This window comes from Microbacterium sp. GW821-FHT01D02 (genome assembly GCF_059422585.1).
This window is the reverse complement of the sequence record NZ_JBWKXB010000001.1, coordinates 457,522-472,756: the sequence shown is the minus strand read 5'-3', so window position 1 is coordinate 472,756 and position 15,235 is coordinate 457,522. Positions and strand designations below refer to the sequence as shown.

Genomic DNA, 15,235 nt, shown 5'->3' with positions numbered 1-15,235 from the left:
GAACGCCCCTGGCTCCGGCCAGGGGCGTTCTGCGTTGATCGGGGTGCCTGTGGGCGGGTGCGGGTGGTGCCGTCAGTGGAACAGGCTGGCCGAGTACTGGTCGGCATCCGCGTACTGCGTGGCCACGGACCCCAGCGACGTGCCGATGGAGTCGAGGACCTGCTCGACGTGCAGCTGCGCTCCCTGCCATTGCTCGGCGCATCCCTGGAACGCGTTCGACGCGTTTCCGACCCAGGTCGTCTGCAGCTGGCGGAGTTGGGCCATGAGCGTCGCGGACTCGGTCTGCAGTCGCTCGATGGTGGCGCGGGTCGCGCCGTGCGCCGCGTGGACGGCCTCGGTGTCGACGGTGAAGACGGACATGTGGACTCCTTCTCGTTGGGCTTCCGACGCTAGGCGTGCGCGACAGCCGACGCTCCGCACGGTGCGGCCGGCCGGCGCCCGCTGTGCGGAACCGGAAAGCCGCGGCGGCCGTGCAGAAGCACCCCGCCGTCGGCTCAGCCCCTCGGCGAGCGGACGGAGCTAGGGAAGCTCCAGCCGATCCAACGGCTGCGTGTCCTCGAGAAGGTGCTCGGGGGTGGCGCGGGCGGGAGCGAGGGGGAGCGTCACCGTGAAGGTCGCGCCGCCCCCGGGAGTCTCGGAGACCGCGACGCTGCCGTGCAGCGCCTTGACGATCGAGGCGACGATCGCGAGGCCGAGTCCCGACCCGCCGGTCTCGCGCGCGCGAGAGGTGTCGGCACGCCAGAAGCGCTCGAAGATCTGCTCCCGGATCTGCGGGGGGATGCCCTCGCCATGGTCCACGATCGCGATCGATCCCGTGCCGAGCACGCGGTCGGAGTCGACGACGATCTCGATCGGTCCGTCCTCGGGCGAGAAGCGGCGGGCGTTCCCCAGCAGGTTCGTGACGACCTGACGTACCTTGTTCTCCTCGCCGAGCACGATCGGAGGGGTACGCACGGGGATGTCCGGGATCTCGGTGAAGTCGATCGCCGGTGCCTGCTCCTGCTGCTGACGGGGGCGACGACGCAGGCGCGAGAGGGCTGTGCGGGACAGCCCGCGCGGTGCCGGAGGGGTCGACGGCTGGGGATCGGCGGAGGGCGCTTCCCGGAGCGGGATGGGTGCCATGGCCTCGACGGTGCGGTCGATCACCGTGACCGTCCGGCCGGGGGCGGCCGCGCGCAGGTCGAGGGCGGCGTCCCTGGCGATCGGACGGAGGTCCAGCGGCACGATCTCCGGTTCGCGCTCCTCGTCCAGCCGGGCGAGGGCGAGGAGGTCCTCGACGAGGACGCCCATCCGGATGGCCTCCTTCTCGATGCGCTCCATGGCCCTGGCGGTGTCTTCCTCGCCCTTGATCGCGCCCATCCGGTACAGCTCCGCGTAGCCGCGCACGCTCACCAGCGGTGTGCGCAGCTCGTGGCTCGCGTCGCCGATGAACCGCCGCATGTGCTGGACCGTGCGGTCGCGCTGCGCGAGCGAGCGGTCCACGCGATCGAGCATCGTGTTGATCGCCGCGTTCAGGCGGCCCACCTCGGTGGTCGGCTCGAGATCGGTCAGGCGCTGTCGGAAGTCGCCGGCCGCGATCGACATCGCCGTCGCCTCGACCTGTCCCAGTCGGCGGAACGTCAGCGTGACGAGTCCGCGGGTGAGGAGCGCGGCGACGAGGATCGTGATCAGCGCGATCGTGATGTAGATCCCGAAGTACTGACTGATGATGCGGTCTGCGGGGGCGAGCGGCATCGCGACCAGCTGGATGCGGATGGTGCCGCCCTCCGAGCCCATGACGGCGACGGCGGCGTGGAACACCTCGCCGTCCGACCCGTACATCTGCAGGACCTGGTCGGTCTTGGCGTTGGCCTCGGCGAGCGTGAACTCGGCGGGGAACAGGGGGGCGTCGCCGGCGGTGCCCCGCGCGGTCGCACGGAGCGCGCCCTCCGCGTCGTAGATGGCGAACGAGAAGTCCCGCGGCTGCTCGTCACGCGGGGTGTAGGTGGTGACCCCGTCCACGTTCGCCGTGTCGAAGTAGCGGTCGACCAGGTCGCTGGACACCAGGGCGGGCAGCTGCGTGTCGATGTTCTCGACCAGGGCGTTGCGCAGCAGCGGGACCGTGCCGATGCCGGCGACGAGGAGGCCGAGCGCGAGCACGGCGACCGTCACGCCGGTGACCTTCGCCCGAAGGCTGATGCGACGCCACCAGCTGGTGACCGCATCGGGCTTGTGCGCCATGCGGTCCTCCCTGGTGCGCCGACTCCGCCCCGAGGCGCTGTCGATGATGGTGCGGTGGTCGTCAGACCGTCTTGCCGACCTTGAGCATGTAGCCGAAGCCGCGCTTGGTCTGGATCAGCGACTCCTCCGTGTGCGGGTCGATCTTGCGGCGCAGGTACGAGATGTAGCTCTCGACGATGCCGGCGTCGCCGTTGAAGTCGTACTCCCAGACGTGGTCGAGGATCTGCGCCTTCGACAGCACCCGGTTCGGGTTGAGCATCAGGTAGCGCAGCAGCTTGAACTCGGTCGGGCTGAGCTCGATCGGCTCCTTGCCGACGTGCACGTCGTGGGTGTCCTGATCCATGGAGAGCTCGCCGGCACGGATGATGGACTCCTCGTCGGCCTGCATCGTGCGGCGGAGGATGGCCTGGGCCCTGGCGACGATCTCGTCGAGGCTGAACGGCTTGGTGACGTAGTCGTCGCCGCCGGCGTTGAGGCCCTCGATCTTGTCGTCGGTGCCGTCCTTCGCGGTCAGGAACAGGATGGGTGCCGTGAAGCCGGCGCCGCGGAGGCGCTTGGTCACGCTGAACCCGTTCATGTCGGGGAGCATGACGTCCAGGATGATCAGGTCCGGCTCCTCTTCGAGGACGGCCGAGATCGTGGCGGCGCCGTTGGCGACCGTCTTCACCTGGAATCCGGCGAAGCTGAGACCCGTGGAGAGCAGGTCGCGGATGTTGGGTTCGTCGTCGACGACCAGGATGCGCGGAGCAGTCATGTCCCCATTATGGTGACTTCGGCCATGCGGATGCTGACTATTGTGCGGAACGGCGCGGAGTCGCCGTTCCCGAGGCGGGTCGCAGCCGTGTTCCGTGCGCGGCGGAACGGCGATCATCCCGCGGGCGGATGCGCCACACAGCCGGACACGCGAGGATCGTCTCATGAGCTCGAACGAGGACGCCATCGCCGCCCCCGCACCCGTCGCCGCCCCCGCACCCGTCGACACCCCGACCACGCCGCCACCCTCCGAGCAGGTGGCGTACCACCGTCTCGCGCGCCTGCGCCCGCGGTATCGCTGGTGGCGGATGATCGTGACCGGGCTCGTCGGTATCGCGCTCTACGTCGCGATCATGCTCCTGCTGATCGTGCCGTTGGTGATCGTGGCGATGTTCGTCCCCGGCGGGGACGCCGAGCTGCAGACCCTCCTCACCACCGCGCAGTACTTCGACCTCGAACGGCCCTGGCTCCTCGTCGCCCTGGTGCTGCCGCTGATCCTGATGATCCCCGCTCTGCTCGTGGCTTCCCGCCTGATCGAGGGGCGCGGCGTCGGACTGCTGTCCTCGGTCACCGGGAGGCTCCGGATGGGCTGGCTGGGGAAGAGCCTGCTGCTCGCCCTCGCGGTCTTCGTCGTCTACTTCGCGGTCGTCCTGGGGTGGTCCGCGGCCGTCGGCGAGACGATCGCGCCCGACTTCTCGCACCCCGGTCTCTGGATCATGGTGCTTCTCGTGCTGCTGCTGATCCCGTTCCAGGCGGCGGCCGAGGAGTACGTGTTCCGTGGATATCTGATGCAGCTGGTCGGTGGGTGGCTGCGCCATCCGGCCTTCGCGATCCTGCTGCCCGTCCCGCTGTTCGTGCTCGGGCATGGCTACGACGTCTGGGGTGCGGCGAGCGTCGGCGTGTTCGCCATCGTCGCCGCCTGGCTGACCTGGCGCACCGGAGGCCTCGAAGCCGCGATCTCCCTGCACATCGTCAACAACGTGCTGATCTTCCTGCTCGGCTCCGTCCAGCTCGTCGACGCGAACGCCACCTCGGGCACGCCCGTCGACCTGCTGGCCTCGACTCTCGCGATGGTGGTCTACGCGCTGCTCGCCGATCGGTGGGCGGGCCGCCTCGGAGTCGCGCGCACGGCGAGCGTCGCGTTCCCCACGGGGACGGCAGTCGGCGGTGCGCACGGAACCCATCACCTGGATCCCGTGCTGCGCGGCTGAGACGGTCGGCCGCGCGCCGGGGCATCAAGCGGCGATCGCGTCCGAATCCATGATCGTGTAGCTGTAGCCCTGCTCGGCGAGGAAGCGCTGGCGGTTCTGCGCGTAGTCCTGGTCGATGGTGTCGCGTGCGACGAGGGTGTAGAAGCTCGCGGTGTGGCCCGACTGCTTCGGTCGCAGGAGGCGACCGAGTCGCTGAGCCTCCTCCTGACGCGACCCGAACGATCCGGACACCTGGATGGCGACGGATGCCTCGGGCAGGTCGATCGAGAAGTTCGCCACCTTGGAGACCACGAGCAGCGAGATGTCGCCCTCACGGAAGGCGCGGTACAGCTCCTCGCGTTCGTCGACCGGGGTCGCGCCGGTGATCTGGGGTGCGTTCAGCGCCTCGGACAGCGACTCGAGCTGATCGAGGTACTGCCCGATCACGAGGATGCGCTCACCCTCGTGCTTGGCGATGAGCTCGCGCACGGCCTGCACCTTCGCCGGAGCGGATGCCGCGAGGCGATACCGCTCGTCGTCGGTCGCGGCCGCGTACTCGAGCCGGTCGCTCGGCGGGAGGTCGACGCGCACCTCGTAGCAGGCGGCGGGGGAGATGAACCCCTGCGCCTCGATCTGCTTCCACGGGGCGTCGAACCGCTTCGGACCGATCAGGCTGAACACGTCGCCCTCGCGGCCGTCCTCGCGCACGAGGGTCGCCGTGAGACCGATGCGACGGCGGGCCTGCAGGTCGGCGGTGAGCTTGAACACGGGAGCCGGGAGCAGGTGGACCTCGTCGTACACGATGAGTCCCCAGTCGAGAGCATCCAGCAACGCCAGGTGCGCGTACTCGCCCTTCCGCTTCGCCGTCAGGATCTGGTACGTCGCGATCGTGACCGGCTTGACCTCCTTGGCCTGGCCGGAGTACTCGCCGATCTCCTCTGGGGTCAGGCTCGTGCGCTTGAGGAGCTCGTCGCGCCACTGGCGGGCGGACACCGTGTTCGTGACGAGGATCAGCGTGGTCGTCTTGGTCGCGGCCATGGCTCCGGCGCCGACGATCGTCTTGCCCGCGCCGCAGGGGAGAACCACGACACCCGAGCCGTCCTTCGAGAAGGCGTCCACCGCGTCCTGCTGGTACGGGCGGATCTGCCAGCCGTCCTCGGCGAGGTCGATCTCGTGCGGCGTCCCCGGCGTGTAGCCGGCGAGGTCTTCCGCCGGCCAGCCGATCTTCAGCAGCTCCTGCTTGATCTGCCCGCGCGCCCAGGCGTCGACCACGAAGGTCTCCGGGGACGGGTGCCCGATCAGCAGGGGCTGGATGCGCTTGTTGTGGGCGACCTGCGTCAGCACGGCGGGATCGGAGGAGCGCAGGATCAGCGTGCCCTCGTCGTCGCGCTCGATCACGAGTCGTCCGTAGCGGTTCACCGTCTCGCGCAGGTCGACCGCGACCGACGGCGGCACCGGGAAACGCGACCAGCGGTCCAGCGTCTCCAGCATGTCCTCGGCGGTGTGTCCCGCAGCGCGTGCGTTCCACAGCCCGAGCCGCGTGATCCGATAGGTGTGGATGTGCTCGGGCGCCCGTTCCAGCTCGGCGAAGATGGCGAGCTCATGGCGCGCGCTCTCCGCGTCGGCGTGGGCGACTTCGAGCAGCACGGTGCGATCGCTCTGGACGATCAGGGGGCCATCAGACATAGCTGACCAGTTTACCGGTCGCGCGAGGCATCGGGCCCTACGGCGCGACGATCGTGGCTGCGAGGATGCTCGACACCGGCAGGGTGCGCTCGACGTCGGCCGCACGATCCCGTCCGCGGAGGCGGCCACCGCCCATGCCGGTCGCCTCCAGGAGGAGTTCCCTCGTCGACCCGTCGGGCATCCCGACGGTGACCTGGAGGACGGACTTCGCGCGGACGGCGGCCTCGAGCTCCCGATCCAGCCAGGCGGCATCGGCGTCGGGCCCCTGGTGGGAGCGCAGTCGGGCGATCAGGGACGACAGGTCGGGTGCGCCGGTGCTCGGGGACGCCGCCGGCGGTGCCGGGTGGCGCTCACGGATCACGAGGGCGCCGTCGGAGTCGACGAGCGTCGCCGGGTACCGGGCGTCGGTGAGCGCCCAGTACACCGTCTCGCGGCTCACGCGGGTGGTGAGCGACTCGACGTGCGCGCTGAGCGCGAGCGGACGCAGCGACTGGTCCACGGCCATCGCCTGGATGAGGTGAGGGTCGGAGCTCTCGATCCTCGTGCGGCCTGTCTCTTCATCGGTCGAGACGCGGACGAGCCCGTGCCGCTGCGCGGTCTGTCCGATCAGATAGCCCAGCGGCTGTGGGATGCCCGTGAGCGAGATGGCGCCCAGGAAGTCGAGGATCGACTGCTCGGTCTCGCCCGCGACGAACGCATGTGCCACGGACTCCGAGGTGAAACGGTACGACGAGGCCTGGGCCGCGGACTCGCGGGCCGCGATCGTGCGGAGCCGCACGTCCAGGGCGGGCTCGAGCGGACCGGGGGCGATCGCCGTGAGGTCGTTCTGGAGGAAGATCCGGTCGACCTCGGTCGGCAGCAGGCGAGCGAGTGCACCGGCGTCGGGGGCGTCTCCGCGGCGCAACCCGGCGGCCCACTCCGGTTCGGTGCCGTCCTCCGCGATCAGACCGAGGAGTCGCGCCGCCTCGTGCAGCGTGCGGGACCGCTCCGGCCACGACGGGTCCCAGGGATGGGCGAGGGGCCACTGCTCCGGGGGGATCCATCCGCCGTCCGGGGAGCGGACGCCGCGAGGAAGCGCGTCGCGGAACGAGGCGGCGAGCACGCTCCAGCGTTCGACGGCCGACGAGCGCAGCCAGTCCTCCGCGGATCGGCTCGAGCGCAGCCGACGCTCGGCGGTGACCGCCAGCCCCGCTTGGAGCGCGACGGCGACGAGAGTGTCCACGAGGTCCACCGCGACACCCGACTCGGCGAGCTGGCGCTTCTCACCGGAGCTCACCCCTCCGCCGATCAGTAGCGCGAACGGGCGCTCCCGCGTGATGAGGAGCAGGTCGGCGAGCACGGCGACGGTCGTGAACGCACGCTCCGCGGCGTGGGCGGAGGCGGTCTCGGAGGAGACACGCGTGGTCTCCGGCCCCGGCGGAGGTTCCGGCGCGGTGCGTCCGGCGAGGGCCGTGACCACGGGCGGATACGGTGTGCCGTCCGGGCGCAGGAGTGCGAGGGCGATCAGCTGCTCCTGCTCGGGGCCGGCGCTTCCGCCCGACACCGCGTCGAGCAGCGCCCTCGCCTCCGCCGCCGTGAGCGAGGGGAGGAGCCTGGCCAGAGACGCCGGATCGAGCAGGGACTCGGCGGCGTCGAAGAAGTCCTGCCACCCGGCATCCGGTCGTACGCCGCGTGCGGAGAGGAGGCTGAGCAGCTCGTCGTCGCGCGCGGCCGCCAGCCAATCCGCCAGCGGTCGTGCGTGAGTGCTCATCGCCGATGCCTCACGAACGCGAAGACGCGCGGCCCTTTCGGATGAAGCTCATCGTCAGCAGCGCGATGATCATCAGGAAGGCGAGCGGAAGCCCCCAGTAGGGGATCGCGGCGATGAAAGGCCAGGCGCCCTCGCCGAACGAGTCCTGATTCATGCCCAGTGCCGTGCCGATGATGATCGCGAAGAAGCACACCACGGATGCTGCGGCGATTCCGAGCGCGGTGAACGCCAGGATACGATCCAGCCGGCGGATGGGAACCTCCGGTTCGGAATTGTGCGTGCTCATCCGCCTCAGCCTACTCGCACTGGGCTTCTGATCCGTGCGGCCTGCGACCGGTAGGCTGGAGAGGACGCGCACGAGCGCGTCCACCGTTCTGCACACAGATCTCAGCGAGGTTCTCCCATGCCCACCGGCAAGGTCAGGTTCTACGACGAAGACAAGGGTTTCGGCTTCATCGCCAGCGATGACGGCCAGGACGTCTTCCTGCACGCCTCCGCGATGCCTGCCGGCGCCGCGGTGAAGGCCGGTGCACGCGTGGAGTTCGGCGTGGCCGACGGGAAGCGCGGGCTGCAGGCGCTGTCCGTGCGCGTGCTCGAGGCGCCGCCCAGCCTGTCGAAGGCCAAGCGGAAGCCCGCAGACGACATGGCGATCATCGTCGAGGATCTCGTGAAGCTCCTCGACGGCATCGGCGGGGATCTGCGCCGCGGGCGCTACCCCTCCTCCGGACACGGCCGCAAGATCGCGGCCGTCCTGCGCAAGGTCGCTGATGACCTCGAAGCCTGACGCCGACGCGCGTCTCCTCGACGCCCACGATCTCGCCCTTGCTGCCCTGCGCGAGATCACTCCCGCGTCCTCCATCGGTCCGGCCGCCGGCTACCTTCCCGAGGAGGACGGCTCGGTCTCGTTGCGTTTCGAGAACCGTCTCCCCGGCTACCCCGGCTGGTACTGGACTGTGACGGTCGCCCGCGTGGACGACGAGGAGCCGACGGTGCTCGAGGTCGAGCTTCTCCCCGGCGAGGGCGCGCTGCTCGCGCCCGAGTGGGTGCCCTGGGCGGAGCGCCTGGCCGAGTACCGCGCGCACCAGGTCGAGCTCGCGGAAGCCGCGGCCGCTGATGGCGACACGTCGGTCGAGGACGCCGTTCTCGGTGACGACGAAGAAGCACTCGACGATGACGACGACGACCTCGATGACGGCGAGGCGGACATCCTGCACGCGGGTGATCTCGACGGCGTCGACATCGACGAGCTCGACGTCGACGCATCCGACGATGACGACGACTCCGATGAGGACGAGTCCGACGACGAGGACGACTCCGACGAGGACGACGCCGAAGACGACGACGCGGAAGACGACGACGCCGACGTCCGGGATGCGGACGCCGGCGAGGTCGACGAAGAGGAGTGAGCCGGGGCGCTCAGCCGCCCAGGTTCTCCAGCACGTAGTCGATCGAGCGGGTCAGCTGCCGCACGTCCTCGGGCTCGATCGAGACGAAGGTCGCCACGCGCAGCTGGTTGCGGCCGAGCTTGCGGTACGGCTCGGTGTCGACGATGCCGTTGGCGCGCAGGGTCTTCGCGATCGCCGCGGCGTCGATGCTGTCGTCGAAGTCGATCGTCGCGACGACGGGGGAGCGGTGCGCGGCGTCCACGACGAACGGGGTCGCGACCGCTGAGGCCTTCGCCCAGTCGTACAGGATCGACGAGGACTCGGTCGTGCGGGCCGCCGCCCAGCTGAGGCCGCCGTTGTCGAGGATCCACTGCAGCTGGCTGTCGAGGAGGTGCAGGGTCGTCAGTGCCGGGGTGTTCAGCGTCTGGTTCAGGCGGGAGTTGTCGACCGCGTTCTTGAGGCTCAGGAACTCCGGGATGTAGCGGCCGGAGGCGGCGATGCGCTCGATGCGCTCGACGGCGGCGGGGGACACCGCGGCGAACCACAGCCCGCCGTCGGAGCCGAGGTTCTTCTGCGGAGCGAAGTAGTACACGTCGGCCTGGGTCGCGTCGAAGTCGATGCCGCCGGCGGCGCTGGTCGCGTCGATGACGGTGAGAGCGCCGTCCGCGTCGACGCGCTGGATCGGTGCGGCGACGCCCGTCGACGTCTCGTTGTGCGGCCAGGCGTACACGTCGACGCCCTCGACGACCTCGGCGGCGGTGAGGGAGCCGGGCTCGGCCTTGCGCACGTCGGGTGCCTCGAGCCACGGGGCGGCGGCGGAGGCCGCGAACTTGCCGCCGAACTCGCCGAACACCAGGTTCTGGCTGCGACGCTCGATGAGGCCGAAGGCTGCGGCGTCCCAGAACGCGGTCGAGCCGCCGTTGCCGAGGATGATCTCGTAGCCCTCGGGAATGCGGAAGAGCGCGGCGAGCTGCTCGCGGACGCTGCCGACGACGTTCTTCACCGGCGCCTGGCGGTGCGACGTGCCGAGGATCGTGGACCCCGAGGCGAACAGCGCCTCGAGCTGCGCCGGGCGCACCTTCGAGGGACCGCAGCCGAAACGGCCGTCAGCGGGCAGGAGGTCACGGGGAATCTCGATCGCCATGCGTCGATTCTAGGGGGCGCGCGGGGCTTCGCCTGCCGGGCGACGATCCGATGTCCCTCCGGGAATGTAGGCTTGCCTAAGAACCTCGGAGGGCCTGCACATGACCGATCTGATCGACACCACGGAGATGTATCTCCGCACCATCCTCGAGCTCGAGGAGGAGAACATCGTGCCGCTGCGCGCCCGCATCTCCGAGCGTCTGGGCCACTCCGGCCCGACGGTCTCGCAGACCGTGGGTCGCATGGAGCGCGACGGACTCGTCATCGTCTCCGAGGACCGCACTCTCGAGCTCACCGATGCCGGCCGCCGCAAGGCCGTCGACGTCATGCGCAAGCACCGCCTCGCCGAGCGCCTCCTGTCCGACGTCATCGGACTCGACTGGGCGTTCGTGCACGAAGAGGCCTGCCGCTGGGAGCACGTCATGAGCGAGCAGGTCGAGCGCCGACTCGTCGAGCTGCTCGGGCACCCGACCGAATCCCCGTACGGCAACCCGATCCCCGGACTCGACCAGCTCGGAGACCTGCCGGCGCGCACCTTCGACGAGGGCGTCATCGGCCTCGTGCAGCGACTGAACGCCGCGGGTGCGCCCGTGGAGGGCACGGTCCGCCGTCTCGCCGAGCCCGCGCAGGTCGACCCCGAGCTGCTGGAGCAGCTTCGTGAGGCCGGTGTGGTTCCCGGTGCCCACGGCGACTTCCGCTTCAGTGAGGGCTACGTCCTCATCCAGATGGACGGCAAGGAAGACGGACTCGAGCTCCCGGTCGAGCTCGCCTCGCACATCTTCCTCGTGGGCGAACCGGCCTGATCCGCCGCGGAATCCTGCCTCCGAGGCCGGCTCTCACGTGACCGTGCTCCGGCCTCTCCGAGGATTGTCAGGTTCCCGGGGTGACATGATCGTTATCTTCCGGTAACCTCGGTCGAGTCGTCAGCGAAGAAGCCCGCTGCCGGCACACCGCGAAGATTCGCCTTCCAGGCTCGTCGTCTTCACGGCAGGAACGCACAAAGTACCCGAGATACATTCGTGCCACGAGAGCAGAGTGCCGACGAGCCAGCGCTACCCGAAAGCGTGAAGGCCCAGGAGGACCACGTTTTGGCCGCAGACATCGAACCGCCCGCGAAGAAGACATCTGAAGACCGAGTACCCGCCCGCCGCACCGGTGCGCGCGTGAACGCTCGCAAGGCCGTCAAGCCACTCCGCTCCATCGCCATCTTCGGGGCCGTCGGTGCACTCGTCGCCGGTATCGCCCTCCCGGCCTTCGCGTCATCGTCGAAGCCGACCGAGGAAGCCGCCACCACCCTGCAGCAGCTCGCTGCCGTGGACGCACAGTCTCTCGTCGTGGCCTCGCAGGCCACCGCCGCCCCGCTCAGCCGCAGCACCTTCAGCGCGACCACTCCCGAGGAGATCGCGAAGAAGAAGGCCGAAGAGGCCGCCGCAGCCCGCGCCGCCGCCGCCGCGTCTACCGCATCGGCGGGCGCGCAGTTCAACTCCGCGGGCTACGCGCTCACCTCGCCCGGTTCCGGCGAGGTGCGGTACCCGCTTCCGATGGGCTCCTGGAACGTCAGCCGCACCGTGGGCGGCGGACACAACGGTGCCGACATGCTCGCTCCTGCCGGCACTCCGATCTACGCGGCCGCGGCCGGCGTCGTCCGGGCATCGGCCGAGAGCATCGGCGGCTACGGCGTGTGCGTCATGCTCGACAGCGTCGTGGGCGGTCAGCGCGTGCAGACCACCTACGGTCACATGATCTACGGCTCGCGCCAGGTGCAGGCCGGTCAGACGGTCGCCGCCGGACAGCTCATCGGCTACGTCGGTAGCACCGGTCGCTCGACCGCCAACCACCTCCACTTCGAGGTCTGGATCAACGGCGGACTCGTCGAGCCCATGTCCTGGCTCTCCGTCAACGCCGGCTGATTCCCGGACACGCCTTCCTCCATTCACCCGCCGTTTCGCCCTGCACCCAGGGAGATGGGTTAGCCTGATCCCGTTGTCGTACAGGTGGGAGAGGCAGATGGAGCGAATATCGAGCATCCGAACCATGGATGCCCTCGGTCGTCACGTCCTTCTGCATAGCCCGCAGGGAAGCCACGGCGTTGCCGTGCGCGAAAGGCGCTGTCTTTAGACGGCGCCTTTTTTCGTCCCCGCGATCGCTCTTCCTCCTGCGCGACCTCGTGTAAGTCGAGAGTGCCGGGAAGCCGTCCCGGCGGATCGAGAGGATGACGAATGCGCACACTGGTCCTGAATGCCGGATACGAGCCGCTTGCGATCGTGTCGTTCAAGCGAGCCCTGGTCCTCGTGATGAACGACAAGGCGACCGTGATCGAACGCGTGGAGGAAGACCCCGTCTGGGGCACCCACGGCGTCTACGATCGCCCGGCGGTCATCATCCTCGCCCGGTACGTCCGGGTGCCGACGAGCAGACGCGTGCCGGTCACGCGTCGAGGCGTGCTCCGCCGCGACAACCACCGCTGCGGCTACTGCGGCAAGGCGGCATCCACGATCGACCATGTGCTGCCGCGTTCGCGCGGGGGAGCGGACTCGTGGGAGAACCTCGTCGCCTGCTGCCTGCGCTGCAACAACGTCAAGAGCAACCGCACCCCGCAGGAGATGCGCTGGGAGCTGCGGTTCACTCCGCGTCCGCCCCACGGCACCGCCTGGACCGTGCGCGGCACCGAGCGCAGCGACCCCCGATGGGAGCCGTACCTGGCGCTGGCCGCCTGAGCCTCGGGCCGGCGGGGGCCCGCTGACGGGAGCCTGAGACGTCGAAGAGGGGCCACCCTCCGGGCGGCCCCTCTTCGACGTCGTGCCCGCGACAGGATTCGAACCTGCGACCTGCCCTTTAGGAGAGGGCTGCTCTATCCCCTGAGCTACGAGGGCGTGCGTCCAGTCTAAGCGACCGGGCGCACGCCGCCGCTTTTCAGTCCAGCCCGCGACGCCACAGCTTCGAGGGCCACCAGATCGCCTTGCCGATGTCGTACGTGAGCGCCGGCACCAGCAGCGACCGCACGATGAACGTGTCGAGCAGCACGCCGAACGCGACGATGAACGCCAGCTGGACCAGGAACAGGATCGGAATCACCGACAGCGCCGCGAAGGTCGCTGCCAGGACGAGTCCCGCCGAGGTGATGACCCCTCCGGTGATCGACAGGCCGCGCAGGATCCCCTCCCTGGTCCCGTGCGCCTTGGACTCCTCGCGCACCCTCGTCATGAGGAAGATGTTGTAGTCGATGCCGAGCGCGACCAGGAACACGAAGCCGAACAGCGGCACCGCCGGATCGGCTCCGGGGAACGCGAAGATCCCGTTGAAGACCAGCGCGGAGACCCCCATCGCGGTGCCGAAGGACAGCACTGTCGTCAGGATCAGCAGCACCGGTGCGAGGATCGAGCGCAGCAGCAGCATCAGGATGAACATGATCACCACGAGGATGACCGGGATGATGAGGTTCCGGTCGTGGATCGACGCATCGTTCGTGTCGATGGACGTCGCGGTCACGCCTCCGACGAGGGCCTTCACATCGGTGAGCTCACTGCGCAGCTCGCGCACGGTGGCGGCGGCGGCCTCCGAGTCGGCCGCATCCGTCAGCGTCCCCTGCAGGAGCACGTCGCCGTCGACCGTGGTCGGATCGGGGACGGGCGTGCCGGGAGGGCCGACGGCCGTGATCCCGTCCGCGGTCACGGGAGCCGTGCCGCTGGGCGAATCCGCGGCGGTCACGGACACGGTGTCGACGCCGTCGTTCGCCAGGAGGATGTCGGCGGCGTCCTGCAGCTTGTCCTGATCGACGACCACGTACACCGGGCTGCCGGATCCGCCCGGGAAGTGCTCGCCGAGCGCGACCTGCCCGTCGCGGGCCTCCGATGCGCCGAGCACGAGGTCGGACTGCGGGACACCGTTCGCGTCGAGCTGGGTGATCCCTGCGGCGCCGGCCAGGAGCACGAGCGTGGTCACGATCCAGATCACCCGCGGCCGCCGCTTGATGAGGCCGGCCAGTCGGGCCCACAGCCCGGTCGTGCGCATGCCGTGCTCCTCCGCCACCACCTCGGGCTCGAAGCGCGGGCGCCGCGGCCAGAACACCGCGCGGCCGAAGAGCAGCAGCAGCGAGGGGAGCAGGGTCAGCGCGGAGAGCATCGCGAACACGATGCCGATCGCCGCGACCGGGCCCAGGGTGCTGTTCGACTTGAGGTCGCTCAGCAGCAGGCAGAGGAGTCCCGCGATCACGGTGCCGCCCGAGGCCGCGATCGGCTCCACCGACCCCTTCCACGCCGCGATGACCGCGGTCCCCTTGTCCTGCGCGACGCGCAGCTCCTCCCGGAACCGCGCGACGAAGAGCAGGGCGTAGTCCGTCGCTGCGCCGATCACGAGGATGAACAGGATGCCCTGCGTCTGCCCGCTGAGCAGCAGGATCTCGAACTTCGCGAGCCACCAGACCACGAGGAGGGCCACGCAGAGCGCGAACAGACTCGTCGACAGCACGACGAGCGGCAGCAGGAACGAGCGGTAGACCAGCACCAGGATGACGAGCACGGCGAGGAGCGCGACGCCGAGGAGCAGCCCGTCGATGCCGGCGAATCCGGCGACCAGATCGGCGCTGAATCCGGCCGGTCCGGTGATATAGACCGTGACGCCGTCCGGGACCGCAGCGCGCAGCTCGTCGCCGAGAGCGGCCGTCGCATCGGACAGCTCGGCGTCTCCCTCGATCGGGATGAATGCCTGGACGGCCTTGCCGTCATCGGAGGCGAGCGCGGGCGAGACGTCGTCACCCACACCCTCCACACTCGGGGCGTCCGCGACGGCGTCCGAGATCGCGTCGAGCTCCGACGCGGTGAGCTTGTCGTCGGAGGTGAACACCGCGATGGCGGGAATCGCGTCGCTGTCGTTGAACTCGCCGAGGAGCTGCTGCACCTCGGTCGCAGCGGCCGACTCGGGAAGGTAGGTCGTCTGGTCGTTCGAGGAGACCTCGTCGACCTTGCCGAACAGCGGTCCGCCCAGCGACGCACCGACCAGCCACACCAGGATCAGTGCCACCGGGAGGAGCACACGCACCCAGGAGTGTCGGCGTGAGCGCTCCCTGGTGGGTGGGATCGGGGCGGTGTCAGGGCGGGACATCGGGTTCC

14 protein-coding genes and 1 tRNA gene are annotated in these 15,235 nt (G+C 69.6%); 6 read left to right on the top strand and 9 right to left on the bottom strand.

All coding sequences use genetic code 11. The annotated features are described in order from the left end of the window. Nucleotides 1–72: 72 nt before the first annotated feature. From AC07VM_RS02250 to AC07VM_RS02240, 3 genes are all read right to left on the bottom strand, one after another. On the bottom strand, nucleotides 73–360 hold the full coding sequence (locus AC07VM_RS02250) for a WXG100 family type VII secretion target (RefSeq protein ID WP_494909842.1): 288 nt from the start codon (nucleotides 358–360) through the stop codon (nucleotides 73–75). Nucleotides 361–519: 159 nt separating this feature from the next. Then, nucleotides 520–2,220, bottom strand: a complete 1,701-nt coding sequence (locus AC07VM_RS02245) for a sensor histidine kinase (protein WP_267415482.1) — start codon at nucleotides 2,218–2,220, stop codon at nucleotides 520–522. A 61-nt stretch (nucleotides 2,221–2,281) separates the two neighbouring features. Beyond that, nucleotides 2,282–2,974 (bottom strand): response regulator transcription factor, encoded by a 693-nt coding sequence (locus AC07VM_RS02240; protein WP_017828926.1) that lies wholly within the window; start codon nucleotides 2,972–2,974, stop codon nucleotides 2,282–2,284. 163 nt (nucleotides 2,975–3,137) lie between these two features. Between AC07VM_RS02240 and AC07VM_RS02235 the strand changes: the two genes are divergently transcribed. Beyond that, the gene (locus tag AC07VM_RS02235) at nucleotides 3,138–4,184 is read left to right on the top strand and encodes a CPBP family intramembrane glutamic endopeptidase (protein ID WP_494909841.1); all 1,047 of its coding nucleotides are present in this window, start codon (nucleotides 3,138–3,140) and stop codon (nucleotides 4,182–4,184) included. 24 nt (nucleotides 4,185–4,208) lie between these two features. Here AC07VM_RS02235 and AC07VM_RS02230 read toward each other — a convergent pair whose 3' ends face one another. Genes AC07VM_RS02230 through AC07VM_RS02220 form a run of 3 tightly spaced genes read right to left on the bottom strand, consistent with a single transcriptional unit; the run spans nucleotide 4,209 to nucleotide 7,885 of the window. Then, nucleotides 4,209–5,849, bottom strand: coding sequence for a DNA repair helicase XPB (locus tag AC07VM_RS02230; RefSeq protein WP_267415480.1), 1,641 nt, complete (start codon nucleotides 5,847–5,849; stop codon nucleotides 4,209–4,211). A gap of 37 nt (nucleotides 5,850–5,886) precedes the next feature. Next, on the bottom strand, nucleotides 5,887–7,599 hold the full coding sequence (locus tag AC07VM_RS02225; RefSeq protein WP_494909840.1) for a helicase-associated domain-containing protein: 1,713 nt from the start codon (nucleotides 7,597–7,599) through the stop codon (nucleotides 5,887–5,889). 10 nt (nucleotides 7,600–7,609) lie between these two features. Next, a complete protein-coding gene (locus AC07VM_RS02220) occupies nucleotides 7,610–7,885 on the bottom strand; it encodes a multidrug ABC transporter ATPase (RefSeq protein ID WP_267415477.1) in 276 nt (91 codons plus the stop codon). A gap of 117 nt (nucleotides 7,886–8,002) precedes the next feature. Between AC07VM_RS02220 and AC07VM_RS02215 the strand changes: the two genes are divergently transcribed. Together AC07VM_RS02215 and AC07VM_RS02210 are read left to right on the top strand one after the other, a co-directional pair. Beyond that, complete coding sequence (locus tag AC07VM_RS02215) at nucleotides 8,003–8,383, top strand: cold-shock protein (RefSeq protein WP_047522525.1); 381 nt, start codon at nucleotides 8,003–8,005, stop codon at nucleotides 8,381–8,383. Then, nucleotides 8,367–9,005 carry a DUF3027 domain-containing protein gene (locus AC07VM_RS02210; RefSeq protein WP_494909839.1) on the top strand — a complete coding sequence of 213 codons (639 nt, stop codon included), beginning with the start codon at nucleotides 8,367–8,369 and terminating at the stop codon, nucleotides 9,003–9,005. The genes AC07VM_RS02215 and AC07VM_RS02210 overlap by 17 nt, the downstream gene beginning before the upstream one ends. Before the next feature lie 10 nt (nucleotides 9,006–9,015). Here AC07VM_RS02210 and serC read toward each other — a convergent pair whose 3' ends face one another. Beyond that, nucleotides 9,016–10,128 carry a phosphoserine transaminase gene (gene serC / locus AC07VM_RS02205; RefSeq protein ID WP_494909838.1) on the bottom strand — a complete coding sequence of 371 codons (1,113 nt, stop codon included), beginning with the start codon at nucleotides 10,126–10,128 and terminating at the stop codon, nucleotides 9,016–9,018. Between the two features lie 100 nt (nucleotides 10,129–10,228). Between serC and AC07VM_RS02200 the strand changes: the two genes are divergently transcribed. The 3 genes from AC07VM_RS02200 (at nucleotide 10,229) to AC07VM_RS02190 (ending at nucleotide 12,844) form a co-directional block, all read left to right on the top strand. After that, nucleotides 10,229–10,930 carry an iron-dependent transcriptional repressor DtxR gene (locus AC07VM_RS02200; RefSeq protein WP_267415469.1) on the top strand — a complete coding sequence of 234 codons (702 nt, stop codon included), beginning with the start codon at nucleotides 10,229–10,231 and terminating at the stop codon, nucleotides 10,928–10,930. A 360-nt stretch (nucleotides 10,931–11,290) separates the two neighbouring features. After that, on the top strand, nucleotides 11,291–12,037 hold the full coding sequence (locus AC07VM_RS02195) for a M23 family metallopeptidase (RefSeq protein WP_267415468.1): 747 nt from the start codon (nucleotides 11,291–11,293) through the stop codon (nucleotides 12,035–12,037). A 309-nt stretch (nucleotides 12,038–12,346) separates the two neighbouring features. After that, nucleotides 12,347–12,844 (top strand): HNH endonuclease, encoded by a 498-nt coding sequence (locus tag AC07VM_RS02190; RefSeq protein WP_267415467.1) that lies wholly within the window; start codon nucleotides 12,347–12,349, stop codon nucleotides 12,842–12,844. Between the two features lie 83 nt (nucleotides 12,845–12,927). Here the strand turns inward: AC07VM_RS02190 and AC07VM_RS02185 are convergent. Both AC07VM_RS02185 and AC07VM_RS02180 read right to left on the bottom strand, forming a co-directional pair. Further along, nucleotides 12,928–13,000 (bottom strand) — tRNA-Arg (locus AC07VM_RS02185). A 40-nt stretch (nucleotides 13,001–13,040) separates the two neighbouring features. Further along, nucleotides 13,041–15,227: an MMPL family transporter gene (locus AC07VM_RS02180; protein WP_494909837.1), complete on the bottom strand. Its 2,187-nt coding sequence runs from the start codon at nucleotides 15,225–15,227 to the stop codon at nucleotides 13,041–13,043. Between the last annotated feature and the right edge of the window lie 8 nt (nucleotides 15,228–15,235).